The sequence below is a fragment of the Sphingobacterium sp. 18053 genome (assembly GCF_902706145.1).
Taxonomy (GTDB): Bacteria; Bacteroidota; Bacteroidia; order Sphingobacteriales; family Sphingobacteriaceae; genus Sphingobacterium; species Sphingobacterium paramultivorum.
Map to the genome: position 1 here is coordinate 339,275 of NZ_CACSJW010000004.1, position 25,840 is coordinate 365,114.

The 25,840-nt window shown below is 40.1% G+C and carries 22 protein-coding genes; 7 read left to right on the forward strand and 15 right to left on the reverse strand.

What is annotated here, in order from left to right:
• Position 1: 1 nt before the first annotated feature.
• The 5 genes from GVK91_RS11305 to GVK91_RS11325 all read right to left on the reverse strand — a co-directional run bounded on the left by GVK91_RS11305 (position 2) and on the right by GVK91_RS11325 (position 5,034).
• Positions 2–991, reverse strand: a complete 990-nt coding sequence (locus GVK91_RS11305) for a lysylphosphatidylglycerol synthase transmembrane domain-containing protein (RefSeq protein ID WP_153847408.1) — start codon at positions 989–991, stop codon at positions 2–4.
• Positions 984–1,934 (reverse strand): CDP-alcohol phosphatidyltransferase family protein, encoded by a 951-nt coding sequence (locus GVK91_RS11310; RefSeq protein ID WP_153847407.1) that lies wholly within the window; start codon positions 1,932–1,934, stop codon positions 984–986. The genes GVK91_RS11305 and GVK91_RS11310 overlap by 8 nt, the downstream gene beginning before the upstream one ends.
• Positions 1,915–2,799, reverse strand: a complete 885-nt coding sequence (locus GVK91_RS11315; protein ID WP_227550282.1) for a hypothetical protein — start codon at positions 2,797–2,799, stop codon at positions 1,915–1,917. The genes GVK91_RS11310 and GVK91_RS11315 overlap by 20 nt, the downstream gene beginning before the upstream one ends.
• A gap of 13 nt (positions 2,800–2,812) precedes the next feature.
• Complete coding sequence (locus GVK91_RS11320; RefSeq protein WP_153847406.1) at positions 2,813–3,523, reverse strand: sugar phosphate nucleotidyltransferase; 711 nt, start codon at positions 3,521–3,523, stop codon at positions 2,813–2,815.
• Between the two features lie 182 nt (positions 3,524–3,705).
• Positions 3,706–5,034 carry an inositol-3-phosphate synthase gene (locus tag GVK91_RS11325; RefSeq protein WP_153847405.1) on the reverse strand — a complete coding sequence of 443 codons (1,329 nt, stop codon included), beginning with the start codon at positions 5,032–5,034 and terminating at the stop codon, positions 3,706–3,708.
• Between the two features lie 637 nt (positions 5,035–5,671).
• Between GVK91_RS11325 and GVK91_RS11330 the strand changes: the two genes are divergently transcribed.
• On the forward strand, positions 5,672–7,531 hold the full coding sequence (locus GVK91_RS11330; RefSeq protein WP_159728769.1) for a CocE/NonD family hydrolase: 1,860 nt from the start codon (positions 5,672–5,674) through the stop codon (positions 7,529–7,531).
• Between the two features lie 84 nt (positions 7,532–7,615).
• Here the strand turns inward: GVK91_RS11330 and GVK91_RS11335 are convergent, their stop codons facing one another.
• Positions 7,616–8,824: an MFS transporter gene (locus GVK91_RS11335; protein ID WP_159728771.1), complete on the reverse strand. Its 1,209-nt coding sequence runs from the start codon at positions 8,822–8,824 to the stop codon at positions 7,616–7,618.
• An 89-nt stretch (positions 8,825–8,913) separates the two neighbouring features.
• On the opposite strand from GVK91_RS11335, the gene GVK91_RS11340 reads away from it, so the two are divergent.
• Together GVK91_RS11340 and GVK91_RS11345 are read left to right on the forward strand one after the other, a co-directional pair.
• On the forward strand, positions 8,914–9,708 hold the full coding sequence (locus GVK91_RS11340) for an AraC family transcriptional regulator (RefSeq protein ID WP_159728773.1): 795 nt from the start codon (positions 8,914–8,916) through the stop codon (positions 9,706–9,708).
• A gap of 407 nt (positions 9,709–10,115) precedes the next feature.
• Complete coding sequence (locus tag GVK91_RS11345) at positions 10,116–11,438, forward strand: NYN domain-containing protein (RefSeq protein ID WP_159728775.1); 1,323 nt, start codon at positions 10,116–10,118, stop codon at positions 11,436–11,438.
• Positions 11,439–11,550: 112 nt separating this feature from the next.
• On the opposite strand, the gene GVK91_RS11350 is transcribed toward GVK91_RS11345, so the two are convergent.
• Positions 11,551–12,216 (reverse strand): DUF2625 domain-containing protein, encoded by a 666-nt coding sequence (locus GVK91_RS11350; protein ID WP_159728777.1) that lies wholly within the window; start codon positions 12,214–12,216, stop codon positions 11,551–11,553.
• 203 nt (positions 12,217–12,419) lie between these two features.
• On the opposite strand from GVK91_RS11350, the gene GVK91_RS11355 reads away from it, so the two are divergent.
• Positions 12,420–12,950: a YfiT family bacillithiol transferase gene (locus GVK91_RS11355; protein ID WP_159728779.1), complete on the forward strand. Its 531-nt coding sequence runs from the start codon at positions 12,420–12,422 to the stop codon at positions 12,948–12,950.
• 77 nt (positions 12,951–13,027) lie between these two features.
• Here the strand turns inward: GVK91_RS11355 and GVK91_RS11360 are convergent, their stop codons facing one another.
• The 3 genes from GVK91_RS11360 to GVK91_RS11370 are packed head-to-tail and all read right to left on the reverse strand — an operon-like array spanning position 13,028 to position 18,311.
• A complete protein-coding gene (locus GVK91_RS11360) occupies positions 13,028–13,255 on the reverse strand; it encodes a hypothetical protein (RefSeq protein WP_159728781.1) in 228 nt (75 codons plus the stop codon).
• A gap of 3 nt (positions 13,256–13,258) precedes the next feature.
• Positions 13,259–15,808 carry an SEL1-like repeat protein gene (locus GVK91_RS11365; protein ID WP_159728783.1) on the reverse strand — a complete coding sequence of 850 codons (2,550 nt, stop codon included), beginning with the start codon at positions 15,806–15,808 and terminating at the stop codon, positions 13,259–13,261.
• Positions 15,809–15,833: 25 nt separating this feature from the next.
• Positions 15,834–18,311 (reverse strand): SEL1-like repeat protein, encoded by a 2,478-nt coding sequence (locus GVK91_RS11370; RefSeq protein WP_159728785.1) that lies wholly within the window; start codon positions 18,309–18,311, stop codon positions 15,834–15,836.
• Positions 18,312–18,485: 174 nt separating this feature from the next.
• On the opposite strand from GVK91_RS11370, the gene GVK91_RS11375 reads away from it, so the two are divergent.
• The gene (locus GVK91_RS11375) at positions 18,486–19,043 is read left to right on the forward strand and encodes a hypothetical protein (RefSeq protein ID WP_159728787.1); all 558 of its coding nucleotides are present in this window, start codon (positions 18,486–18,488) and stop codon (positions 19,041–19,043) included.
• A gap of 48 nt (positions 19,044–19,091) precedes the next feature.
• On the forward strand, positions 19,092–19,652 hold the full coding sequence (locus GVK91_RS11380) for a hypothetical protein (RefSeq protein ID WP_159728789.1): 561 nt from the start codon (positions 19,092–19,094) through the stop codon (positions 19,650–19,652).
• A 121-nt stretch (positions 19,653–19,773) separates the two neighbouring features.
• Here GVK91_RS11380 and GVK91_RS11385 read toward each other — a convergent pair whose 3' ends face one another.
• The 5 genes from GVK91_RS11385 to GVK91_RS11405 form a co-directional block, all read right to left on the reverse strand.
• Entirely contained in the window at positions 19,774–20,478 is a 705-nt protein-coding gene (locus GVK91_RS11385) for an NUDIX domain-containing protein (protein WP_153847393.1), read from the reverse strand.
• Positions 20,479–20,481: 3 nt separating this feature from the next.
• The gene (locus GVK91_RS11390; RefSeq protein ID WP_159728791.1) at positions 20,482–21,393 is read right to left on the reverse strand and encodes a hypothetical protein; all 912 of its coding nucleotides are present in this window, start codon (positions 21,391–21,393) and stop codon (positions 20,482–20,484) included.
• Positions 21,394–21,579: 186 nt separating this feature from the next.
• On the reverse strand, positions 21,580–22,362 hold the full coding sequence (gene nadE, locus GVK91_RS11395; protein ID WP_075991911.1) for an NAD(+) synthase: 783 nt from the start codon (positions 22,360–22,362) through the stop codon (positions 21,580–21,582).
• Entirely contained in the window at positions 22,352–23,842 is a 1,491-nt protein-coding gene (locus GVK91_RS11400; RefSeq protein ID WP_200845598.1) for a nicotinate phosphoribosyltransferase, read from the reverse strand. Before GVK91_RS11400 ends, nadE begins: the two co-directional genes overlap by 11 nt.
• A 10-nt stretch (positions 23,843–23,852) precedes the next feature.
• Positions 23,853–24,665, reverse strand: a complete 813-nt coding sequence (locus tag GVK91_RS11405; protein WP_159728795.1) for a ribose-phosphate pyrophosphokinase — start codon at positions 24,663–24,665, stop codon at positions 23,853–23,855.
• Between the two features lie 681 nt (positions 24,666–25,346).
• On the opposite strand from GVK91_RS11405, the gene GVK91_RS11410 reads away from it, so the two are divergent.
• Complete coding sequence (locus tag GVK91_RS11410) at positions 25,347–25,838, forward strand: hypothetical protein (RefSeq protein WP_159728797.1); 492 nt, start codon at positions 25,347–25,349, stop codon at positions 25,836–25,838.
• Positions 25,839–25,840: the final 2 nt, after the last annotated feature.

Consider the following 25,840-nt stretch of genomic DNA (forward strand, 5'->3'; position numbering starts at 1 on the left):
GTTATTTCTTTTTTACTAAACTCATCCACCCCAAACCGATCATAATCCAGACAATTTCCCTAATTCGTGTCACAACACCCATAAAAATACCGACTTTCGCAGGCAATCCTATACTCATCACAGCCATTGCTAATCCACCTTCCCGCGTTCCCAATTGCATTGGAAAGAAAAAAACAAGATTGGCAAATAAGGAAGATCCGGAGCTAATGATCATAGCATCAATAAAATCAATATTAATATCTAAGGCTAAACCAATAAAATAAATCTCAAAACAGCCCACAACACGTGCTACAAATTCCCAAAAAAGGGCCGTATAGAAACGATCGCGACGATTTTGAAAGAGGTTTTTCACCTGCTGATCGACGTCATTCAACGTTTCATACTTCGTCTCCAGTAAATTACCGACTCTCTTGCCTACCAAAGGTAGTTTAGACAAAGCTTTCAATAGTGAAACTGTAATCCCCTTCTTATAAAATTTCGTAAATAGCCAAGTACAAATGATAGCCATCACAAAAATCACAGCACAGGCCACATCAACCATTGTACTTGCCGGAACAAACCAAAGAATTAGAAAAACAGAAGCGACCCAGAATAAAATATGCGACAAGATGTGCATGACACCGTATAACAGCACGGAAGAACCTGCCTTTGAACCACCGACATAGTTTTTAAGCTCCATAATACGATAAGGCTCACCACCTAACGCCACAAATGGCGTTATATAATTAATGGCATACCCCGATATAGTCAATTGTAAGACCTTCCAAAAGGGTACATCCGTCTGTGGCAATTCGGGTTCCTGAATAATTGCCTTAAATGCCATTGCGTTCATCCAGTAGAGTATTGCCCAGCTACCGAGTACAGGCAAAAACCACCAGCCAATTTTTTCGAGGTTGTTCCAAATCTCATCGATTCCCATTGCATGAATCATATAGGCCAGTGTACCTATACCGATTAGCATAAAGAGTACTTTATAGACCTTACTACCCATAGGTTGGATCATTTGTTAATTTATCAACAAAATAACCACTTACTTTTTCTTGTCGGTTACACATATATATCAATATCGGATTTAGGACAAACATATCAAAGAAAAAGTAAATCCAAGGCTGACCGATAAACAACCAGACAAATAGGAAAATCACCCTTGTATTGAACTGTACAATATTTGTATACTTCATCAATGGTTTATTTTGAATTCTAAAGTCGACCATCAATTGTTTTGGCAATTCATCTTTATAACGACTCTTCACAATATGCAACAGCTTTTGCAGTTTTGGAGAAAGCTTTTCCTGGTTACGTGTATAGCCCATGTAGCCATTCAACACAAATTTGCTAAAAAAATTCTTGCGCCAAGACAAAGCATCATAGTCAACTTTCAAATCACGTGTATTGTCCAGCTCACTTCCAGCTTTACCTTTTATAAAATACAAATGTACATTACGATAATAATCAGCCATTGCCGACTGAAGCATATGCGATACACCTGCAAGTACACAGAATACCCATAGCCATTGTGGCCATCCTTCATTAATACTGCGTAAACAGATCGCAATATGAATAGAAGCAAACCAAAAATCTCCAGCAAAACCATCCAAAATACGACCAAAGCGACTTTTATTGTCTGTCATTCTTGCCAGCTGTCCATCAGCACTATCTAAAGAATTGGCAAAAACCAATAAAAGCATGCCAATCACATTAATCCATAATGCAGGATAATAGAATAAAATACCCGCCGCAACACCAAAGAAAATACTAATAATTGTCACAGCGTTGGGTGTAATACCGATTTTGGCACAGACTTGCGCGATGCGATAACCTATAGGTCGATAAAACCAAATATCAATTCGCTCTTCTGTATCATTAGATTTTAAAGATTGTTCGAATGCACTCAAATTATCTTCTTCGATTACATTAACTTGTTCTTTCTGCATTGTGGTTCTTTTCAGTAAATTTATGGTAAACCATTTGAGCAATGGCCTCAGCAGCCTCTGCCCGACATGGCGCAAAACTTGGCCAGTCATTTAAGTCAATAATATGGAAGTCTCCATTTGCATCAATAATCACATCGCCGCCGTAGATATGTACATCCAGGACTTCCGCAGCACGATTAGCAACTTCTTTTAGATTGTCGAGATCAAAAGGAAAATGTACTACCTCGTCATTAATTTGTTCATACAAATCATATTTGTGATGATTGTGTTCATATGGGTAGAAATAAAAGAAGAAATCCGTTCCCCGCACGGCATAAAACTTGAGTAAGTCTCCGGCAAGATGTTCAGAAATCACAGCCTCTTTAATCCCACGAAGTGCATATTCATTCAAGATATGTTGCGCTTCTTTCAGACTAGCAGCAAAGGTAACATCTTCCTTATGAATCGCATGAAAATCGCCACGCTTGATCCATACACCCTTTCCTTTCAATTTTTCGAAAATAGATTGAATATCTGCAACGGTAGAGATCACGATACTCTTCGGATAAGGAACTCCACCTTCCAAAAGCTTAAGGGTCATGTTTTTCCGAAAGCAATTTTCAATTCCAAATCCTGAATTCAAAACATTGATCCCATTATTTTGAAGAGATTGCAACTTTTTAACTAAAGTCTTTGTTCTCCCCATAGTCAGAATATTATCCTGCTTCACCGATGGTGAAGACAAAAATTCATCTTCATTACACACCTCCACCGAAGCACCTTTTTCAGTCAGTTTTAAAACTACTTCATTAAATATAGCGGCATCATTCCCCACATGATTGGGTGAAAAGCGATTTTTTCGAGTTACGCCTAAAATAGAAATCATATCGCTCATTTTACTAACTAACCTCCTCACTCAAAAATTGTTCTGCGACGACACGATCTTTTAAATGATCAATATCGACCACCTTGTCAAATACAAATGCTTCTACTTGTAAATCGTTTTCCAATAAAGCACGCTGAAAATTACGCATTCTGGAATTACCTGCTTCAACGGAGCTTAATGCACAATCCATAGCTGCTTTTCGGAAGCAATAAATTCCGCCAGAAACATACTTCGTTTCTGCGGTCGCTGTATCCAAAAAAGCTTCCACCCGAAGCTGTGAATTTGTGTTCACATAGAGCGGACTCTCATCGTCGACAAAAGGTGTGACTGCCATAAAAGCATCTGCATGTTGATGTTGCTGAAATGCTTCCAAATAGGCATGAAATTCATGTGGTCTAAAAACCGTATCTGTTGTTGTCAGACAACAGGACGACCAATCGGGGTTATTTTTAACAAGCAAGGCAAAACTATGCAATGAACTTGCAGTATCTTCCTCTATTAGCACAATAGGTAATTCAAACGTTGTTTTTTCCAAAAACAATTTCAGCTCCGGAGATTGTTTATTGATGATAACATGAACTCTTTGCGCCCCTTCTTTAACAAACACGCGAATCAATCGCTCAATTAATGGAACTCCATGTAATGGTAGCAAGGGTTTCGGTAAATTAAATCCCTCTTTTCGCAATCGAGAACCTTCTCCCGCCGCTATAATTGCAAATTCCATTTCTTTTAATTGCAAAATAAAATCATTTATAAAAAAGCAAAACCCCCGTCACTATCTCAGCGTTCGTAAGCGCAAAAGTCTACAGAGGGTTATATCACAAATCTTCAATATCGTAAAGATTTTGAAGAAAAAGGGGAAAAACTGTTTTTAAACAATTGTTTCCCCTCTCTTATTAAGGCAGTTTATTGAATACTATCTACTAGCTCCTGGTAATAATCCAATCCCAAATGTGTGATTAAATCTTCACCCATAATGTGGCGCAATGTATTTTGCAATTTCATCAATTGTTTGAAGATATCGTGTTCAGGAGGTAATCCCGGAGCTGTCTGAGGAGATTTCAAGTAAAATGATAACCACTCTTGAATACCTGACATACCCGCACGTTGAGCCAAATCAATAAACAAAGCCAAATCCAACGCAACCGGAGCTGCTAAAATTGAATCGCGACACAAGAAATTGATCTTAATCTGCATTTTGTAACCCAACCAACCGAAGATATCGATGTTATCCCAAGATTCTTTATTATCGCCGTGTGGAGGATAATAGTTGATACGTACTTTATGGTAAAGATCACCGTATAACTCAGGGTTCTTTTTCGCATCCAGAATTTCTTCCAATACCGATAATTTAGAGACCTCTTTTGTTTTGAAATTTTCAGGATCATCTAATACTAATCCATCCCGGTTACCTAAGATATTCGTCGAAAACCAACCTTCAACACCCAAAGCTCTCGCTTGAAGACCAGGTGCCACAATTGTTTTCATCAATGTTTGACCTGTTTTAAAATCTTTACCTGCAATTGCCACACCGTTTTGATGCGCCAACTCCACAATAGCTGGAACGTCACATGTTAAATTTGGTGCACCATTTACATACGGAGCTCCCTCTTTCAATGCCGCATAACAATAGATCATACTTGGTGGAATACGTTGATCATCATTGTCTAATGCTTCCTCTAATTTAGCTAAAGTTGAAAAAGCTTCGTTTGTTTCAATATAACGCTCAGTAGATCCACACCATACCAATACAACACGGTCTAATCCGTTTTTCTCTTTAAATTCACGAATATCACGTTGCACTGCATCTGCCAATTCACGGCGAGTTTTTTCAGATTTGATGTGCGTTCCGTCCAAATTTTTCACAAAATTACGGTCAAACACAGCTTTCATTGGTTGGATTGCCTCCAATTCGGCCTTAACAGCATCCAATTGACCTTTCTCCAATACCTCTGCTTTTGATGCAGCCTCGTATACGTTATCCTCATATACGTCCCATCCACCAAAAACAACATCTTCCAATTTTGCTAAAGGGACGAAATCTTTAATTAATGGATTTCTGTTCTCAGTGCGTTTACCCAGACGGATTCTGCTCAATTGAGAAACAGATCCGATTGGTTTTGAAAAACCTTTGTTTATAGATGCCACACCAGCGATTAATGTTGTAGCCACAGCACCTAATCCCGGAATAAGAATACCCAATTTTCCATTGGCATCTTTCACTTGTTGTCCCATATTAATTCTATATACTTAAATTGTTATTTAATTGATGTATTATGATAAAATAATTCTTAAAATTAGCTTAAAAAAACATATTTCATACCACCCCCCACTTAATTTATAAAATCGTGACAAATACCAATACAAACCCCATTCGAAACCTAAAGAAATAATCTGAAAATGAATTATTATTTAGTGCTCTACTAATCCATCTGATTGAAATTTAACGTTTTTAGCTAAAGTTGTTAACCCCAAAAATAATTCTCCTTAATTTTACTCAATATATTAAGATTCGAAAACTAATCCAAATTCCATCCAAAAAAAGTTTTTCTTTCTTAAAAATTGGTCAATTTTTCTTTTTCTATTCGCTATAAATATGACAATAAAATTGGAAAATGGTTTTAGTAGCACTAACTTTAGCCTTAAATCTAAATATAGGCAATGGATCTATCGTTCAATTTATAAACCAACAGCTGTTGATCCGCTCACTGTAGCTGGAGAAATAGTCTGCCAAACGATAACGCGATGACAAATTTAACTGTATCGCATAGAGCCCAAGGTGCATAAGAGTATCCATAGCATTGCAAAAAATGAAACCAAGTGTAAAATTATAATTTACACCAAAGAATGTACTGAACAAATAATTATCTGAATGAAAAATACAATTTCGTACCTAACTTTAGCGCTTTTAAGCGCAAGCCAGTTACATGCTCAAACAGCTGCCGACTCGGCTTATGTTAGAGATCATTATGAAAAGACCGAAGTAGCAATCCCCATGCGAGATGGGAAAAAATTATTTACTGCGATCTACAGTCCAAAAGACAAATCCAAGAAATATCCAGTTTTGCTCAATAGAACACCCTACACAGTTTCTCCTTATGGGCAGAACGAATACAAAAAAAGCTTGGGAAACTTCCCCCAAATGATGCATGAAGGCTATATTTTCGTTTACCAGGATGTCCGTGGCAAGTGGATGAGCGAAGGTGATTTTGAAGATATACGTCCGACCACGTACAGCAAAGATAAAAAAGCAATCGATGAAAGTACGGATACCTATGATGCGCTTGAATGGTTACAGAAAAATCTCAAAAACTATAATGGCAAAGCCGGGCTCTATGGGATTTCCTATCCAGGCTTCTATTCTACCGTCGGATTGGTCAAAACACACCCTAGCTTGAAGGCAGTCTCCCCACAGGCTCCCGTAACAGACTGGTATATCGGCGACGACTTCCACCATAATGGCGTATTGTTTCTTCAGGATGCGTTTACATTCATGTCAACCTTTGGTGTCCCTCGTCCAAAACCCATCACACCGGATCAATTTAAGGGCAAAATTCAGATCAAAGAAGCCGATAAATATAACTTTTTTGCAGAAGCAGGAACAGCGCGGGAACTCAAAGAAAAGTATTTTGGTGACTCCGTACAATTTTGGAATGACCTGTTTAAACATCCCGACTATGATGATTTTTGGAAATCGCGTGTGATCACCAATTCTTTACAGGAGGTAAGACCAGCTGTGATGGTGGTCGGTGGTTTCTTTGACGCGGAAGATGCATATGGAACATTTAAGACCTACCAATCGATTGAGGATAAAAGCAAAAAAAACAACTCGATTTTAGTCGCGGGACCTTGGTATCATGGCGGCTGGGTTCGTGCAGAAGGAAACTATCTAGGTGATATCCAATTTGAGAAAAAAACCAGTATTACTTATCAGGAACAATTTGAACAACCGTTTTTCAAATATTACCTAAAAGATGAAGGAAACTTCGCCCCTTCCGAAGCCAACATTTTTGTCTCAGGAAGCAACGAATGGAAACATTTCGAACAGTGGCCACCAAAAAATGTAGAGACAAAAAAACTATACTTCCAACCGCAGGGGAAACTTGGATTTGACAAAGTTCAACGTACAGATTCCTGGGATGAATATGTAACAGACCCTAATAAACCTGTTCCGCATCAAGGTGGGTTAATTCAAAACCGAACACGGGAATATATGGTAGATGATCAACGTTTCGCAGCTAGTCGCCCTGATGTCATGGTTTATCAAACAGAACCGTTGACGGAGGACTTAACTATTGTAGGCCCAATCAAAAACTTCCTCAAAGTCTCTTCAACAGGAACAGACGCGGACTATGTTGTCAAACTGATTGATGTTTACCCGAATGATGCCGCAAGTTATCAAGGAAAAACAATGGCTGGATATCAAATGATGGTACGTGGTGAGATCATGGCGGGGAAATACCGAAATGGTTTTGATAAAGCACAGGCCTTGACTTCAGGAATGGTCGAAAAGGTGAATTTTGAAATGCCAGACGTTGCGCATACCTTCAAAAAAGGACATCGCATTATGGTCCAGGTACAAAACTCGTGGTTTCCGCTGGCAGAACGAAATCCACAGGTGTTTTTAGCACCTTATACAGCTACGAAAGCTGATTTCCGCAAAGCTACCCAACGTATTTTTCACGATGTGAACAATGCCACATACATCGAATTTTCTGTCCTCAAAGATTAGCAGGTAAATTCGAAAGCTAGCGCTTAAGAGCTAGTTGAATAAGGCTACATCAGCTAAACACCTATGCCTGATGTAGCCTTATCTTTAATCTTCCGCTACATACTTATCTTCGCCGGCCTTCCATCCCGCAAACAATAAAAGTACGATACTCCCCGCCAAAAAGTAGAACGAGTAATTCCAGGTAGCATCTATTTCGTGCAGCCTACCAAAGACCGGCGGGCCAAAAGCCGCAATGAAATAACCGACAGACTGCGCCATGCCCGATATTTTGATCGCATTTGCCGTTGATCTAGCCCGCAGGGTAAAGAAGAGAATAGACAAACTGAAAGACAGTCCATTGGAAAGTCCCAACAATATGGCGGCAACATAAATTCCCTGAAGCTTGTAATGCCAGAATATAAATATACTTCCGAGCATGCCTATCGCAACAGCAGTTGCCATTAAACGTTGATCCTTCATCCGATGAGCCAAAATAGGTCCAATGAACATAATGGGAATCATGGCAATTTGGATCAAAAACAGCAACCAGCCCGTATCCTCCTTTGGCATACCATAATCCACCAATACTTTGGGCAACCAAGAAATCAAGCTGTAGTAAATTAGGGACTGAATACCCATGAATAGGCTGATATACCAGGCCAATCTTGACCTAAAGATATGCCCGATTCCACTTGTTGTTTGTCTATTTTCAGTAATACCTTGAGCCTTCTTTCGGCCTAAACCATCAAAAAAAACAACAATAAGTGATAACAAGGCTAAAATCACCCAAACACCCAGCGAGCCTTGCCACCCAAGACCAGTCCATTCACCCAATCGTAAACTAAAACCCGAAGCAAAAGCCGCAGTCAGATTCATTGCTACCGCAAAAATCCCTGTCATCAGCCCAATCTGCTTTGGAAAACTGGTTTTTATATAGCCAGGTGTAACGACATTGCCCACACAGATCCCAAGTCCAATTAAAAAAGATCCCACAAACAGCGTTGGCATATTGCCCCAGACCCGAAGCACAATCCCTACACTCAACAGCATTAAACCAAACAATAAAAAACGATGCATGCCCAGTTTATGCGAATATCGACTTACTGCTACAGAACAGCTCGCAAACATAAAAAGGGGGATTGCCGTCAATAGGCTGCTTTGAAAACTATTTAATTGTAAATCTTCACTGATTTGCCCCAGTACAGGGCCAACGGCTGTAATTGGCGACCGCAGATTGGTTGAGACCATAACAACAACCAATATGGATAACCAGGTCCAAGAAACAGCTGTGGATACTTTTATATTTTCTTTCATAATAAAATCGCGCTATACATGTAATGATCGCCTGCAAAGATATACCTGAAATTTTAATTAAATTTGCCATTAATTTAATTTAAAACGACATGGATCAAACAAATCATACATTGACAATTGAACGTATCCAGAAATCAACCTTTGTCTGGTTTGAAGAAAACTGGATACACGACAACGAGTTGCACAATCATCGGAAAGGTCAGTTGATTTATGTCGAACAGGGTTTCCAATACCTTACCGTCGCAGGAAAAATGTATCTACTCCCCCAAAATCACGTTGCCTGGATTCCCTCTGGTGCATTACATAAGACCAACTCCCACTCTGAGCGCATCAAACTTATGGTGCTTTTTTTTGATACTCCACAATTTGACAGCGCACAAGACCAGTTGTTTTTCAGTCAGGTGCAGGTATTTTCTGCCCCAAAAGTGTTACGGGAAATGATTTTATATACTGAAAAATGGTCGAAATTGATTGAAGAAGATGAACATGAAAAAGTTTTCCTGGGTGCTTTACTCCATGAACTCCCCTATTTCGCCGCACAATTGCTCCAACTTGGGATCACCCTTCCTCAGGAGAATAGACTTCAAGCCGTCTTAAATCACCTACATGACCATTACACAGCAGCCTTCACATTAGACGAGATTGCCATGTTGTCCAATCTTTCGCTCCGAACTATTGAGCGTCTTTTTAAAAAGGAAACCGGAATGACACTTGCAAAATATCAGCAGTTACTCCGCATTATCAAGAGTTTGGAACTTCTTAGCACAAAACAATTCAGCATCTCCCAAATTGCATATAAAGTCGGTTATAAAAGCGTGCAAGCGTTCACCAATAGCTTTTATGCTGTGATGAAATATAGACCTTCGAGCTTCATGATGGACTAGTTTCGGCACAGCTACAGGTAACCTGTAGCTGTTCAGCTACAAAATTCAGAACGTTTTAAAAAAATAGTAATGAAATTTGCACAGGTGTAATATTTACACTATCTTTGTATCATCATAATTTAGGTTTATAATTGGTTATTTAAGGTTTTCATTCTCCCCGTTTGAAAACCTTTTTTTATTTTCACCGTCCCCCAAATCATTTCACTGCTCCGCAAACGTAATAATTCCCTCCCTACGCCCAAACAAAAGCAGCTGATCGCATGTTCTAAAAAAATAGCATTCAAATTAATTCTAAAAAAATCAAGAAATTCTTTAACAATACTGTATTTTTAACGAATATATTCAGATCAGAAAGGTCACACGAATAGAAAAGAGTTCAAATATTGAAAAAAATAATCTAAACATATATGGCAGAACATGGGGATTTGCAAATCGCAATACTAATCGATGCGGATAATGTATCTTATCGAAAGATCGAAGAGATTTTGAATGAAGTCAAAAGATACGGGATTCCAACCATCAAACGCATCTACGGAGACTGGACCAACCCTTATGTTGAAAAATGGAAGGACAAACTTCTTACCCACGCGATAACCCCCATACAACAATACAGTTATACCCAAGGCAAAAATTCTACTGATTCCGCATTAATTATTGACGCCATGGATATTCTGCATTCGGACAGAGTGGACGGATTTTGTATTGTATCGAGCGACAGCGACTTCACCCGCTTGGCCACCCGCCTCCGGGAATCAGGCAAGCTCGTAATCGGTATAGGTGAGAAAAAGACACCTAAGCCTTTTATCGCCTCCTGTGACAAGTTTATCTATGTGGAAATTTTTGAAAAAAATCAAAAGAAAGAAACAGTCACAAAGAAAAAACAGCAAAATCAACCCAAACCTGCCCCGGTTGACAACCCGGCAAGTATAGCGGTACTGGATGAAGAAACCCTGGAACTTTTAAAAGACACTGTCGATGATACAGCTGATGAAAATGGCTGGGCTTTCCTAGGCGAAATCGGAAGTCTTTTCAATAAAAGGAAACCTGATTTTGATGCGCGAAATTACGGATACGACAAGATGTCCCACCTTTTTAAAGCCTACAAGGAAGATTTTGAAATTGAAGAGCGGAACACCGACAAATCGCGTATAAAACACTACTACATCCGCAATATCATTAAACGGCCTTTAGCAATGACCAGCCCGGCTACAGCAGCGGAAACCGAGCACAAAACTCCTTCTAGTCCTACTCCTTCCGTAACTCCTACAGAAACTGCGGGAAAAACTGCAAATCAAAACAATAGAAAGAAAGGGCGCCAAGAGAAGCAACGTCAAGATAAAACAAGTTCTGAACCGATACAAAATGAGTCTCCAAAAGTTCAGGAAATTCAGGAGCAAAAAGCCGAGTCCCAAGCCTCCACAGTACAGACACTACCGACAAACATGCTTTTTCCTTCGGAGGGCAACAAGATTACTGCAGATGATGTTAAGAAATCCCAAATAAGGATTACAAAAGAATTTAAACCTTTATTTCCCACTAAATCCCAAAAATTAAGGATTATGATCAATGCCGGAGAATATGAATGCAATTTTACCTACCGAGGCAGAGGATTTCATGTACTTAAACTGGGGAAAGAAGCCGCTACGCAGCTTGGTCTTGCAGAAGGAATACAAATACAACTGATCAAACTGAATGAAGTTAGCTTTAGCCTTCAAAATAAATCCGTTTAGCACTTATTTAGGGTTATTCTTCTCGCTACGATAAGGTGATAGAACAATATACATATTGTCCTATCACCTTATTAAAGCATTAAGCTGAAGGTTTGTCGTATTGAAATAACGATTAGCGTCTGCCTGCAAATTCCATCGTAAAGTGGTAGTTCTCATCGATTGCCATTGGCTTGCGATCTACTTTACGAAAATCGCGTGCTTCTTCAGTCCATAGAAAAGGATAAAACGAAAAAACTTGATTACCAGTCAAGGATTTGACGTCTTCACTCCAGTCTTTCCATTTAAATGTTTCATAAAACTGTCTGATATCCCCTTTCAAAGCCCAAAAAACAAAGTCCGAATAGCCACATTCCAAACTTTCCCATTGTAAGGTATCTTGAGCAAAATAATAGACCTGTCCAATAGCATCTCCCAGAGCGCCGGCATTGATGGCAAAATAACCACCCAAAACATCATCAGCTATAAGTAGAAATCCTCCTTTTTCGCCTTCCTTGTCAAAGCTCTTACCCTTATTCCACTCCATAATTCCGCGATTCAGCTTTGGCGAACCGGAGCCTAAAATCCGTAACCAGCCACCATCGATCAGTATACCACCGCTTTGATGAATAATGGCCCCCATCGGAGATTTTGTCGTAATTTGTGCCCTTAAAAGTTCCTCATCGGCCCGCTTAGGGTTTTGAGGGAGCACTTCATATGAATTTGTCGCTTCCTTCAACCAGCCCTCAACCAGCTTCCACCCCGAATTACTTGTATCAATCAGTTCTTTTAGACTTTTCATTTCTTGTGCTTTTATATGCTAAGATCAATGATCCTCCACACAAACGGGAGGATCATTGATCTTAGCATTTTTGCCGAAATTAACACAATTCTTTATCGCATCCAAATTACAGCTTGCACAAGAACCTATCGAAAAAAAATATTCATCGAAAACATGAACATAAAGATTAGGAACCTTGCATCTATTTTAAGTAATTTTAGGTTATGCAACATGAATTAGAAAAACTCAGATACCCCATAGGTCGTTTCGCGATACCCGATGTAATTGACAGCTCCCTGTTGAATGACTGGATCAAGACAATTGCAGATTTTCCGGCTCGGTTAAAATCCGAAGTCGGCGACCTTACGGACAGTGCGCTAGAGAAGCGCTACCGTCCTGACGGCTGGACGATACGTCAGGTCGTTCACCATTGTGCCGACAGCCATATGAATAGCTTTATCCGGTTCAAATTGGCCCTAACCGAAGAAGATCCAACCATCAAATTATATGAAGAAAAATTGTGGGCCGAACTTCCCGACGCCAAAATAATTCCCATAGAAAGTTCGGTAAAATTGCTTGAAGGTCTACATGAACGTTGGGTCATACTGCTGAAAAGCCTTTCAGCCGAACAACTTGAAAGGGGTTTTATTCACCCCGTTACCAAAAGACTAATTTCTTTAAAGGTCAATATAGGCCTGTATGCATGGCATTGTAACCACCACCTCATGCATATTATCAACGCCAAAAACCATTGATGGAATCACATAGCACAATGATCTTTTGACTGGCAGTCAAAGGATCATTGTGCTAAATTCACTTTATTGCCTTCACTTTACGACAATGACATCGCCCACAAAAAGGCCAGCAATCCTGCAATCAGGAGTCCAATAAGGCCCGACAGAAAAAACGACAGAAAATAATACCCCACGGTTCGTGTTTTTTTCTTTACGAAATGAACAATACCTACCGTTAACGTATAAATCGTTCCAAATCCAAAAAAAACAATCATGATCAAGTCGATCAGAATGCCACTAAAATCTATATTTGCTGATGATAACATGATTTACTTTTTCTTTTTAAATAGTTTACTAAAAAAGCAAGAACTTGCATGTGAATCTTCGGACTGATTATCCCATTGCAATAAATCCTGTTCGATATCCAGTTCATTGGTTTTTGCAAAACCTAACCAATGGACAAATTTTTCCTGATTTCTAAATGTAGGATCATTCTTGTAATAATCCAATAAGCGCGCTGTGGCACTTTCGTAAACGCCGTAGTCATTGGCACGCTCAAAATAGTGGATCGCTTTTTTACTGTCCTTTTTAAATTTCAGTCCCTGATCATAGAGCAATCCATAATAAATATTGGAATAACTATTTTCCTTATCTCTTTTCAAGTAAACCAATAGACGATCGTAATCTTCCAAACTGTAATAGATAGAGGCTATATTGCTGTTGTTTTCAACTAATTTTAATTCCGCTTTCTGATAATAAGTGAGGGCTTTTTCCAGATCTTCTTCAACATAGGTCCCACTTGAATAAAAGTAACCTAAATTGGACAAAGCATAGCCATTTCCCAATTCGGCTCCTTTCATGTAAGCGTCAAATGACTTTTTCAAGTCTTTGTTATAGCCGATTCCATACTGAAAGAGGTAGCCAATTGCATTCCAGGCAGGGGCATATTCTTTTTGGGCGGCCTGTTCATAATATTGAATTCCCCTGTCCAAATCTAAAAAACGATTGTCTTCGCTATCGGTATCCGTAAAGATATTCCCAAGTTCATGCATGCTGCTTTCATTTCCCTGGTCGGCAGAAAAGGTAAAATAGCGCATCGCCTTTTCAACATCGCCCTGCCGGTAGCAGTCTAAGGCCATATGATACAAGGTATAACTATCATAGCTGGATTCAAAATTATCGCCCTTTGCAGTCTTCCATCGTTCAAAAAAACGACTACATACATCAAAATCTTCCCCTGACAATTGATCCAGCTTCTTCAGAAATTGCCCATATTGTTCTTCCTGAATTACTTCCACACCATCGTAGCCTTTTTTATACAAGAGGTCACCTTGCAATAACATCAGATCCTGATAGTGATTAATGCTTGCACAGACATAATCGTAGGCGGAGCTGAGGGCCCTTTGCACTGCGTCAAAATAGTAATATCTTCCCGCATAGTCTTTCAGAATAAAATAATCCATCACAGCAGCATATACAATTTTCACATAGTGCGTTGAGAGCGGGATCAGCCAGGCCTTTTCAGCAGCCTGATAGATCCCACTTCCGGCAGCTGTTTCGATGATATAGCAATCCCAGGCACCATTACCGAAATCAGTCCCCCCTTGAACGGATTGCATTACCAAGTCTTGCAGTACATAGGCCCGGGCTTCCAGATTATACAAACGAATGCTACCGGAATCGGCAAAGAATAATGCACCTCGACCGTTTCCAGCATTGAGTATATCAACATCTTTGACCAGGATAGTTCCATCGGGAGACAAAACAGATTTTTTCTTTTTGTTATTCAAATTGACCGCATAAAAATCAAACAGCAGTTCGCTCAGTGCACCACTGGCAAAAGCACCAAGTAAAATGCCTCTGTTGGAATAATAGTGACGCAGTTTATTTTCGGGAATATCTTGATAGATAAATCCATCATAATCTATGTCAAACGGCTTGTCTGCACCAACAACATTAAAGAACTGACCTTGGGCGTCGATAATGTAGTATTGCTGATCTTTCTTTCCCTGGTAATAACCGTAAGCAAAATCTTCGAGTTCATCATATTCAAGCGGTATGATTATTTCTCCGTTCCCGACGTTGATCAATCCGTATTTTTTAGCTAAGCTCACCTTACCAACGGTTGATCCAACTCCATATTGGGCTGGCGCTGCCGATGAATAAATACAGGGAATAGTTTCTTCGCCGCCCCTATTCAAATAACCGAACAGATCATTTTTCTTTATGACAGCGATCCCTTCATAGTCAAAATCACCAATTTCCTGATAGCTTGCTTCGACCTTCACCTCCCCCTTTGCATTGCGTATCCCCCAAAACCCCTGATCTTCAAAAAATTGATTATCCAGACTATCAATCGCTTCGCTATTCCACCAGCCCAAGCCATAGTTGCCCCATTCTAGCTCGAGCATCGCTAAAAAAGAAGTATAACCAGCGGGTGCCAAAATAGATTCGAGCTCAGCTAAGGACTGTTTTTCGATTGCTTTTTCATAGGGCAAATTCTTCTCATAGATTTCAAATGCAAAATCTTTTGCCTGTTGACTATGTTTAACATCGCTCATGTTAAATACATCACTCGCGTTCAGCTGGAAGTAATCAAAGGGCAAACCGTCCAAAAAATCGAACAGTTTCCCGATAGCTGCCATGGCCAACGCATCTGAATTTAACCTATATTCATGAATGAGCAAATCATAAAAAGCGCGAAGCTTACGGATTCCAGGCTCCTTTTCGGAATAAACTAAGGTACCTTTTGCCTTCGGATTAGCAGCAAATAAGGGTAAAAAAAGCGGCGGAATCACATAATTCCATTCCCCTAAATAATGCGGAAAGTAATCTTGATCCTTCTTATCTGTATTGTAAATATATATGCGATGAGCCATTTTCTATGCGATAATAATTCTCTTACTATTGATCAATTTCAACAGTATTCTCTTTAGCAAAATTTAACCAAAACTCGTATTTATCCGCGTTTGCTGCAGCTCCATGCGCAGCAAACAGCTGCAGCAAACGATTGACAGCATAGGCGTACACGTTTTCTTCATTGGCTTGTTCATAGTAACGGATGGCTTTTGGCAAACTTTGTTTAACACCCAGTCCTTCCTCATACAAAATCCCATAATAGACAGCGGCAAATTGATTTGTGGTATCCCTTTTTAAATAACGTAATAAGTTCGCGTAATCTTGTTTTTGATAATAGATTTCTGCCATTTGCGCATCGTTGGGGATACCCGCTTTTTCAGCTTGTTTAAAGTAATCTAAAGCTAAGGCATAGTCCTGTTCCACATAGGCTCCTTCGTAATACCAATTCCCTAAGTTGCTCATGGCTTGCGCCTCTCCAAGCGCAACAGCTTTCTGATACCCTTTTAAGGCCTTCGAAATATCCAATTCAACACCATGCGCTGTCGCATATAGAAAGGCCCAGTTATTCCATGCCTGAGCATGGTTCTGCGCCATTGCCTGTTCATAGAAGAACATTCCCTTTGCGATATCCATTCCATCGTAGCCTGCATCTGTATATATATTTCCAAGGAAATATTGGCAGTCTGCACTGCCGCGATCGGCCGCGATCTTGAGCAGCCGAATGGCTTCGGAGACCTTCCCTTCAGCATCGAGTTTCTTCCCCCTTTCAAGCAGTGTGTCATTATCGAAATACTGTTCATATCCATCACCCGTGCGTTTCGTCCAGGCTTGATAAAATTGCACAAAATAGCTTTGATCGCGCCCCTGTAGCTGATAACGTTCTGTATATAAATGTCCGAATGCTGTTTCGGGTATCTCTATCACATTCCGGTTTAGGTCGAGATGAAAGATCTTCTCTCCCTTAAAAAGCAACAGGAGTTCGCCTGAGATTGCCTCAGGTGCTGGATAATGAAAAGGCGAACAAATATAATCGTAATGCTCACTGCAAAAGTTAAGCTTCGTATCGAAATAGCGCATTCCCGCAGGACAGTGTATGCGCATAAAATCCAAAAAGCAATGTTCGATTTTCTGATGGTCAATAGCAGGTTCAAGTAACCATTCCCCTCGATGAGCATCATAAATCCCCTGTCCTTGGGCACAGCCTACGACAAAAATATCTTTACGGTATTGCTGTATGCTATCTACAGCTACTTTATCTATCAGGCTATCCATCAGTCGAAATACCCCCTGCTCAAGCGAGTAAATCTGCCATCTTTTATTTTTGAGATAGGCAATACTTTGATAGCCATCCAAGACTATAATCCGATCAATTCCTTCATCCAAGATATTGCCATCGGGTTGAATGACGGCAATTTTTGGCTGTAGCTTATTGGGTTTAATCCAAAAATATCGATTGGCTAGCGGCTCCAGGCTACCTTCCAGAAAAGTCCCTAAATACTGACCGTCCATTCGGTAATATTTCCTTTTTATCGTTCCTTTTTGTTGGTTATAGAACAGCTCGTTATAGTCATACATAAACGGCTCGGGTGCAGGATCTGAAATAATCAATCTTCCTTCAGCCGAAAGGAGAATGTGGCTATCCCCTTGTCTTGCGTTTATAAAACCATAAGCGATCCAGTCGAGTTCATCATAGATTGCAGGTATACTCAGCTGTTTGGCATCCATATGCAGTACCCCACGTTTTCCTGCCACTTCTACTTCAGCGTAATTGTTCCCATTGATATGCCGGGCATCGAAAGCGTCGCTATATTGACAGGACAGCAGTTCAGCGCCGCTAGCATTGATATAGCCATATTGTCCATTTGATTGAACTACCGCAATCCCCTGGTCATTGAATTCAAATATCTCATCGTAAATCGCCTCAATCAAAATATCACCTTTGGCATTTTTTAATCCTTGTTTTCCTTCCGCTTCGAAAACCTCTGCTCCTTTCTCCTGCACAAGCCCTTCTGCCCATAAGCCCAAGCCATAATCAATCCAATCGGTTTGAAGAGCATCTAAAAAAGAAGTATAACCAGATTCTTTCACAAGCGGGTCCAGCGGATCTAAGGACTGTTCTTCGACCGCTTGTTCATACAAAGCGGTCTTCATTCTTATTTCCGCCACCCAATCTTTGGCCTGCTCCGCGTCATTTTCTTCATTCATGGTAAAAACATCGCGTCCATCGATCTGAAAGGCATCAAAAGGTAGCTCTTCCAAAAATTCAAACATCCGGTTGACAGGCTCAAAATATATTTTTTTATAATGCAATTGATACCTATCAGCCAACAACGCATAAAAATAGCGCAGTCGTGCGATCCCATCTTCCTTGTTTGCATAAAGCTGTGAGCCTTTGGAACGAATATGAGCAGAAAATAAAGGTAGCATCAGGATAGGAATTTCATAATTCCATTCGGCCAGATAAGAAGGATATGTTTCTTTGGTTTTGAGATTTACATTATAGATATAAATACGATGTGCCATGCCCTATTTTTTCTGTTTGTCGTTGTATCGCATTAATCCATCCCATACGACAAGAATCATGCGAATGCCGTAAAAATACCGTATTTATCGATTTTTTCATTTAGCGGAAAACAGGGATTTTTTTCTCAGCCTATTTTAGGCAACTTTGGTTTGGATTTTGTAACAGAAAGAACAATGAATCATTTCAAATACAGTTATTATATCGGCGCATTGATACTTCTTTCATTGCAAATTGCCTGTCAGGAAAAATCAAAGCCACAGGAAGCACACCTAGCACCCGCAAAAACGACGGAAAGGCCAGTCAAAGATACTGTCTTAAAAGACAGCGCATTGCCAAAACACGCCAAACTGGATAGTATTGACCATGCCAATGCGCAAAGTGTACTGGAATCTGATGAAGTCACCACAGCTTATGTAAACCTAACTTCTCGAGACAGCATCATACGCCTACATTCCAATATACGTTTAGACCATCGCTTCTTTGGCTATGAGCAGGCAGATATAGGCTCAAAAAAACTACTTTTATTTTCCATCTTTACCAACGATGTGGAACACAATCCATTTCAACTCAAACTGGGTGCATATTACGATACCTCTGGCTTAGACAGTAAAGGCTCAAAACTAAAATATGTGGACACAAAGGGTGATTTTGTGCAAGCTAAATTCATCGATTCGACCGATATACCGGTATGCACGATCTATTTCGAAAAAAAATGGGTCGAGATCGAATAAAAACAAGTATAACCAATTTCAAAAAAGTACAACTAACCTAAAATAACCATGAAGTTCACTATAAAAACTATTTTTCTACCCTGTATAGCATTGCTTTTTAGCTGCCAACAAAAGAATGAGGCTAAAAAAACAGCCATTGCAGTTAGTACCCCCGCCAGTATAGACACTTTACAGAAAAAGGAGGCGATGAAATCCACATCCAATGATGACTTGGCTCTTTTTAATCAGCTCTATCCGATTGATATTCTTCAGCCGGAGAGCAAAAATAGTTTCAAGAAATATGGTATCGAATTTTCAGGAATATGTTATGCCTGTGATCTTGCAGAAATCAAAATAAATAAAAAACAGCTGCTTTTGGTCAATGTCTGTGATTCCAATGAAATCTATCAGATTAAAGAATTTACCGCTATCAGCAACGACACAGGCCTAATCATAAAGACCCAGCACAATGAATTTATCTTCAAGCGAGTAGAGAAAGAGCCTATTTTCGAATTACAAATCAAAGGGGATTCGTTGTTGCTAAAGAATAAACGTATCGCAAAATACTACACCCAGAAATCTTTGATCGATCAATTTGAAGTACATGATTGTGGTGATTTTCAGGGTTAGCACCGGCTTAATTTCGTTGCTGTTCACGAATAGCAACAGATCAGGAGAATAAAACAATCCCGATTATTAATAAATGACCTTATACGAATTATTTCATTTCTGCCTGCTCCACCTGTTCTACTTATACTTCAAAATAAAACCCCGATTCAGTAAGTTCTTTATATTTTACCCTGTCAAAACTATAAATCTTCGCAGCCCTGGCACGCCGATCTTTCTGCTTATCGCTGTGGTCGATCAATAAACCCATGCTGAGGATTTTTTTTCGAAAATTCCCACGGTCAATTGACCGTTGCAAAACAGTTTCATACAAATTGTGTAAATCGGGCAAGGTAAACTGTTCGGGCAGAAGCTCAAAACCGATCGGCTGATAACGTATTTTCCCTTTGAGCCTTTCGATGGCGGTATTCAAGATCTGTTTATGGTCAAAAGCGAGGTCTTTGTTTTCATCAATGCCAAACCATTTTACAGCTTCAATATCCGCACCCGCTTCCAAGATATACGTTTCAGGCTTGACGAGCGCATAATAAGCAATGCTGATCACTCTTCCGCGCGGATCACGTGCTAAGTCTGAAAATGTATAAAGCTGTTCAAGGAAAATATCCTTTAGACCGGCCTCCTCCTGCAGTTTACGAAGCGCACAGTCGTCGGCGGTTTCTTCTTCCTGAATAAAACCGCCAGGAAAAGCCCATTTTCCCAAGAAAGGTTCTATTGCCCGTTTGGTCAATAATACCTTAAGTTGGTTTTTATCAAAGCCGAAGATCACACAGTCAACCGTTACCGCAGGCCTCGGATATTCATATACATATTTTTTTACAGAGGCAGTCATGTGCTACAAATTTACTTCGGTTGACAATTTGATCTGTATCCCATATTTTTCTTTTAAAGCATCAAACTGCAGGAGGGTTTGCTCTTCAAATCCGGCAATTGGCGACATGCAGTCTATCAATAAGGTAATACGGGAGGTGATGGACCGATCATGTTCAAAATATTCCAAAATCTGCACCGCCGAAGCCAATACGCAATGGCTTGATGCCTCTCCCGCGATATAAATGGCATCGTGTGCCCGTATTGCTTCAAGTACAGCATGGTTTACGAATTTATTACCATCATATTCGGCTTTAATAATACCATACATTTCCGTATTCGGATCCTGTCCTTTGTAAACCAAGATCGGTTTTACCTGACGCACAGTACTATGAAAATAGAGCATATTCGTAAATTGACTCTCAAGCTGTGCGCCAGAGGTCCCCTCCAGACAGTGATATGGCCAGATACACAATTGTTTTTTTCCCTCGGCTTCCAAATGCTGAAGATAATCCAGCGCTAAGGCTGTATGGCCATTCACAGCACGCCAGATACCGTCGCTGACATCAGCATAGCGAATGATGGTAAATGGCTCCGGATGATTTCCTTCCGTATCCAGCCACCAATCGGCATGGAAAATCTGCATCATCGAATGACAATCAAGACTGCACATCACTTGTGTCAGGGAGCCCAAATTACGGTACATCCATTGTGTTAGACGCTGAACATCTGCTTTGGAACCATTGACCGCAAGACTCCCAATAGATTCCATAAAATCGTTCTGAACATCTATTGCCAAAAGCAGCGTCCTTTTCAGGTCCAAAGCCGCAGGCCGGACCTGCTCCTTTTCTGCCAATGCCAGCATTGCCGGTATATTATCACTTTTGCCGCTGGCAATATGCTGCACATCGACAATCTGATCAAATGGTATTATCATGCTATTCATTTTATTTAATCAATATCTATTTCAACGCCGCATTTATTACGCAAAACGATGAAGCCATTAAACTTTTCTTCCAGTTAAAAATCATCTTCATTAAAGCATAGTTTTTGTCTCCTGTTAGCCGCTATGAAGTGCTTGCGTCGATTGCCATAACTAGCCGATTGCCTTAACTAGTTAAAATTAACCCTTGAACGTAGGCACTGCTGCAAACTTGTGCGCAGATTGTTGTATACGTTTACGAATAAGTTCATCTATAACCGGGTTGCCCGATGTACCTTTCAAAATAAACCCATCGATTTGCGCATAAGTCATTCCCAGTTCATCTTCATCTGTCTGTCCTTCCCAAAGGCCTGCAGACGGACTTTTATACTGAATAGATTCGGGTACGCCCAGGTATTTTGCCAAGGTATATACTTCCTGTTTGGTAACCATTGCCAACGGATTCAGATCGTAGGCGCCGTCGCCCCATTTCGTAAAATAACCGACTGTAGCTTCGGCCATATTTCCCGTACCAATAACAAATCTGCTGCCCAGTTGCGCAAATTGATACAAATACGTCATGCGAACACGTGGGCGAATATTTGCAAGGCTCAAGGCGCGGTTAGCGGCTGTAGCTTCTGCGACAAATTGTTCTTGATGAATTGCCAACGCATCCACAGCAGACTGAATGTCAAACACATGAAACGGAAAATCAAACTTCTGAATAAGCTCCATCGCATGCTGATGACTTTTACTATTATTCATATCGCTGCCATAGGGCATCATGACCAAATGAACATCTACTTGTGCCAGACGGCATAAGCAGGCCACAACACTGCAGTCGATACCACCGCTCATCCCCAATACAAGTCCCTGACGGCCTGCAGATTTCACTTGCTGAGCAATCCAGGATGCCATCAATTGTGCATACTGTGCAACGTTTTCATCCTGGATGAAAAACGGTTTGTTTACGCTATTTTCCATATACTCGAATTGTTTCAGTTTTCAATCTATTCCTTATTTCTTCAAAACGCGTTGTGTGTGTAAATTCACCGTCCAAATAACAGGTTTGGAGTAGGTTTCTACTTTCCAGTTCAGCTATAGTTTGTGGATTCAGGTTATCTATTAAACGAAATTCATCATTTTCGAATACCACAGCCACCATACCCTTTTGTGACTTCTTAAAGTTTCCCGTATCTGTAGCCGGACGTTTCTGAATTGCTTTAAATTCTCCATTGACAATTTCGGCAGTTCCTTTTAACGCAAAACCAAAAGTATCGCGTGTAACATATTGATAGGTATAAGAGCCTATTCCCAATATGGTATTGGTGGAAGCAAAGCCCTTATCGAGCAGACCTTGACATATTTTGTCGGCTCTATCCACTGTAATGGAATCGCCATAAACCACTCCGATATGTGGATCCAGCTCCTTAAACCCCTTGCTGTTGGTCGTACCGCCAAAAAGTTCAAATAAACGTTCGACGATACCTTTCCGAACGGTACTGCGATCAGATGCCACATCACCACAGATAATTTTTACAGGATCGCCACTATCGGGGCGAATAACAACTTTACCTTCCCTAGCCATAATAAGATCTTTCAGTTTCGGCAATACGTTGTCAACTACATTCCAGAGGTCATATGTATCCGATACGATGGAAATATTTCCACTTGGGTATACCTTGGTGATCAGATGCCGAAATGCTTCCACTTCATCCTCACCGTAGGAACACATCACACTGTGCTCCGTAGACGGGGTGTACATCATCACATCACTTTTTGCATGATAGTAGGATTTCAGATATTCCCTAACAGAAAGCGTAGCTGAGACACCGAAGCTCAATAGATGCCCCCCAGCTGTACGATAAGCCGTTTCAGGAGAGCCCATGCCACGCATGGAAAAATCACCAGCTTGGGTAAAGACTTTATTGACGTCGCCCGTTTTCTCGGCAAAACCCGTCAATAATCTTTTATAGCGATCTGCAATTGTCGCTGCTGTCATCGGTGACCAGATATAGGCCGATAATTGTGTTTCCAGATAACCCGGAAGCCAGAAAAAATTGGGATGTGTATTTTCAATGGTAAACATTGGCACGCCAATAGGCACCAGGCTACCTTCCGGCAAAGCATTTACTTTAATTGGAAGGTACCCCAGCCGATGTAGGTCGCGAATATGTTTCGATTCATGCATCGATGCGAACTTCACGTTTGTATTTTCAAAAACAGCTGCTATTGCCTCTTCGTAAGCCGCCACGACCTCTTCTTCCGGTTGAGCAAAAAAGTTTGCATCAAATGAATTCGTGATTTCGGCCAAGGCCCCCTGTAATCCAAAAAATACAACATGACTAATGCCTTCTATGCGGGACATACGTGGCGTCCAAGTCTCATAAACCCATTGCGTATGTGCAGGGTATTGATCCTTATGACACAATTTATAACCATCTGTCCAAAGTATTGGATTCATGCTCATTGATTTAAACATAGCTTTCAGTCGTTAAGTTGATATAATTTATTTTGGGGTGCTTGGTATTCATCATAGAATTGGTGGTAAAGACATTGGTTATCGGTGAATCATCATCCAGCAGATTCCCTTTAAAAATTCGGGGTTCGCAATGCGTGACCAAAAGATAGACTGCACTGGCTCCCATTTCTTTCAATATTTTCCCGGCCCAAAGAAATGTTCCCCCTGCCGAACACAGGTCATCGACAATAATACATTTTGCGCCGAGCGGAATATCTCCGGCCTTAAGTTCCATCCCTTCGATCCGGCCTGTTTGTGGGTTCCGCTTTTTCTCAAAAACACAGCTATTTTCATAGCCACTGTTGATATAACGTGCCGCGGCTCCCTTATCCGGGAAAACAATCCGATCTGATTCCGAAAAATCAAGTTTTTCCATTAATTGTGGCAACCAGTCCAATGCCGGATAAAGCCCACCACTGTTCGCCAGTAGCTCCAGCGTCACATTGGAATGCGGTTCGACAACAGATACCGTATCAAATTGCAAACTATTGATAAACTCCGACACATATTTCAATGTGAATAAATCACCTTCAATTTTGCGATCCATACGGCTATAAGGCATATAACGGATTAGTAACCGACAAGTTTCAGCTTCGGTTTCATCCAATCGCTTTTTGACAAAAAGCAAGCGGATTAAATCCCCGTCCTCCTGATAAGTAAATTCAATGAGATTGTTCTTTAAGATCAACTGATCAAAATCTTTCACTTTTGTTTCCCCATTTGGAAATTGCTCTGTGACTATCTGATGCTTATTTAATACAATCATAGCTTTTAATTTTGCTTTCTACTATTGAGTACTTTTTACTCAACAAATATGAAGATTAAATTTAAGCTTGCAAAATATATTGAGTACTTTTTACTCATAAAATCAAAAAACAATACATAAAATACTGATTATAAGTTAAATAATTTAAATAAAACTGCGTAACGCAAAATTCATCCCCCATTTCTAAATAGTGAACATGAAACTGATTTCCTGATTAGCGTATAGCTAATCAAGATAAGTATTAGATCGAAACATACGCATACCAAGTCATATCTAATAACAATTTTTAATCAATACTTAGACAGTGATCAGTCATTGATTATACAGTATATATTGAGCCATCACTGAACAAGCACTGAACAAACAATGTTAAAAGGTCGAATTTGATACCGCTCTGATCCCTGTTTGCTACTACGGCTTCCCGCTCTTTGTTTTATTAACGGGTAGAAAGAAAACACGTCCTACAAGACAGAAAAATGTGATGGAAATATTGACTGCACAGGCCTATAGGAGATGTTCAGGTGATAAAAAACCGCTGAGAGACAGTTCCAATAAAAATTAGCTGATTATAGGGATTGAAATTTTGCGATAAAACATGATCTTTGTCTATACCAAAGTCACAAAATTCTTTGTCAGCCCACAATGTGCTAACAAAGAATTTGAATTACTTAAGCATAAAGCATGGAATTAGCCAATCTTATCAAACAGGATATTGAGTCAATTTTACAGATTGAATCTCAAGACATCAAACAATTGGTCGAGGACTATCGCGAAGACTTAATGGATGCGGAGACCTATGACGCCATCGATGCGTACAATATGTTATATTCGAATATTTACGAAATGTCGGAGGAAGAATACCTGGATGCTTTTCGTACATTAGGAGAAGCTTATCCAAACTTTGGCAAGGCCGATGAAAATGACGTCCAAAAATCAATCGCTGAATTGGAACGATTAAAACATGCTTTTAATGAACTACAACTCCATACAACAGAAGGCAAACAGCTTCTAGCATTACAATTAGCGGTTTTGGAACTGGATATTCAGGTCTATCAAAAACAAATCTTATCGCCGACTACACTTGAGATACAAGCTGAGATCAACTTACTGGAAACCGAATCGTTTGGATTAACCAATCAGATCAATCAGTTTTTAGAACAATACCACGATTAGTC

Excerpts from the sequence above, each read along its gene's own strand:
- GVK91_RS11305 (WP_153847408.1), bottom strand. The coding sequence starts at position 991 with ATGGGTAGTAAGGTCTATAAAGTACTCTTTATGCTAATCGGTATAGGT.
- GVK91_RS11310 (WP_153847407.1), bottom strand. The coding sequence starts at position 1,934 with ATGCAGAAAGAACAAGTTAATGTAATCGAAGAAGATAATTTGAGTGCA.
- GVK91_RS11315 (WP_227550282.1), bottom strand. The coding sequence starts at position 2,799 with ATGATTTCTATTTTAGGCGTAACTCGAAAAAATCGCTTTTCACCCAAT.
- GVK91_RS11320 (WP_153847406.1), bottom strand. The coding sequence starts at position 3,523 with ATGGAATTTGCAATTATAGCGGCGGGAGAAGGTTCTCGATTGCGAAAA.
- GVK91_RS11325 (WP_153847405.1), bottom strand. The coding sequence starts at position 5,034 with ATGGGACAACAAGTGAAAGATGCCAATGGAAAATTGGGTATTCTTATT.
- GVK91_RS11330 (WP_159728769.1), top strand. The coding sequence starts at position 5,672 with ATGAAAAATACAATTTCGTACCTAACTTTAGCGCTTTTAAGCGCAAGC.
- GVK91_RS11335 (WP_159728771.1), bottom strand. The coding sequence starts at position 8,824 with ATGAAAGAAAATATAAAAGTATCCACAGCTGTTTCTTGGACCTGGTTA.
- GVK91_RS11340 (WP_159728773.1), top strand. The coding sequence starts at position 8,914 with ATGGATCAAACAAATCATACATTGACAATTGAACGTATCCAGAAATCA.
- GVK91_RS11345 (WP_159728775.1), top strand. The coding sequence starts at position 10,116 with ATGGCAGAACATGGGGATTTGCAAATCGCAATACTAATCGATGCGGAT.
- GVK91_RS11350 (WP_159728777.1), bottom strand. The coding sequence starts at position 12,216 with ATGAAAAGTCTAAAAGAACTGATTGATACAAGTAATTCGGGGTGGAAG.
- GVK91_RS11355 (WP_159728779.1), top strand. The coding sequence starts at position 12,420 with ATGCAACATGAATTAGAAAAACTCAGATACCCCATAGGTCGTTTCGCG.
- GVK91_RS11360 (WP_159728781.1), bottom strand. The coding sequence starts at position 13,255 with ATGTTATCATCAGCAAATATAGATTTTAGTGGCATTCTGATCGACTTG.
- GVK91_RS11365 (WP_159728783.1), bottom strand. The coding sequence starts at position 15,808 with ATGGCTCATCGCATATATATTTACAATACAGATAAGAAGGATCAAGAT.
- GVK91_RS11370 (WP_159728785.1), bottom strand. The coding sequence starts at position 18,311 with ATGGCACATCGTATTTATATCTATAATGTAAATCTCAAAACCAAAGAA.
- GVK91_RS11375 (WP_159728787.1), top strand. The coding sequence starts at position 18,486 with ATGAATCATTTCAAATACAGTTATTATATCGGCGCATTGATACTTCTT.
- GVK91_RS11380 (WP_159728789.1), top strand. The coding sequence starts at position 19,092 with ATGAAGTTCACTATAAAAACTATTTTTCTACCCTGTATAGCATTGCTT.
- GVK91_RS11385 (WP_153847393.1), bottom strand. The coding sequence starts at position 20,478 with ATGACTGCCTCTGTAAAAAAATATGTATATGAATATCCGAGGCCTGCG.
- GVK91_RS11390 (WP_159728791.1), bottom strand. The coding sequence starts at position 21,393 with ATGATAATACCATTTGATCAGATTGTCGATGTGCAGCATATTGCCAGC.
- nadE (WP_075991911.1), bottom strand. The coding sequence starts at position 22,362 with ATGGAAAATAGCGTAAACAAACCGTTTTTCATCCAGGATGAAAACGTT.
- GVK91_RS11400 (WP_200845598.1), bottom strand. The coding sequence starts at position 23,842 with ATGAATCCAATACTTTGGACAGATGGTTATAAATTGTGTCATAAGGAT.
- GVK91_RS11405 (WP_159728795.1), bottom strand. The coding sequence starts at position 24,665 with ATGATTGTATTAAATAAGCATCAGATAGTCACAGAGCAATTTCCAAAT.
- GVK91_RS11410 (WP_159728797.1), top strand. The coding sequence starts at position 25,347 with ATGGAATTAGCCAATCTTATCAAACAGGATATTGAGTCAATTTTACAG.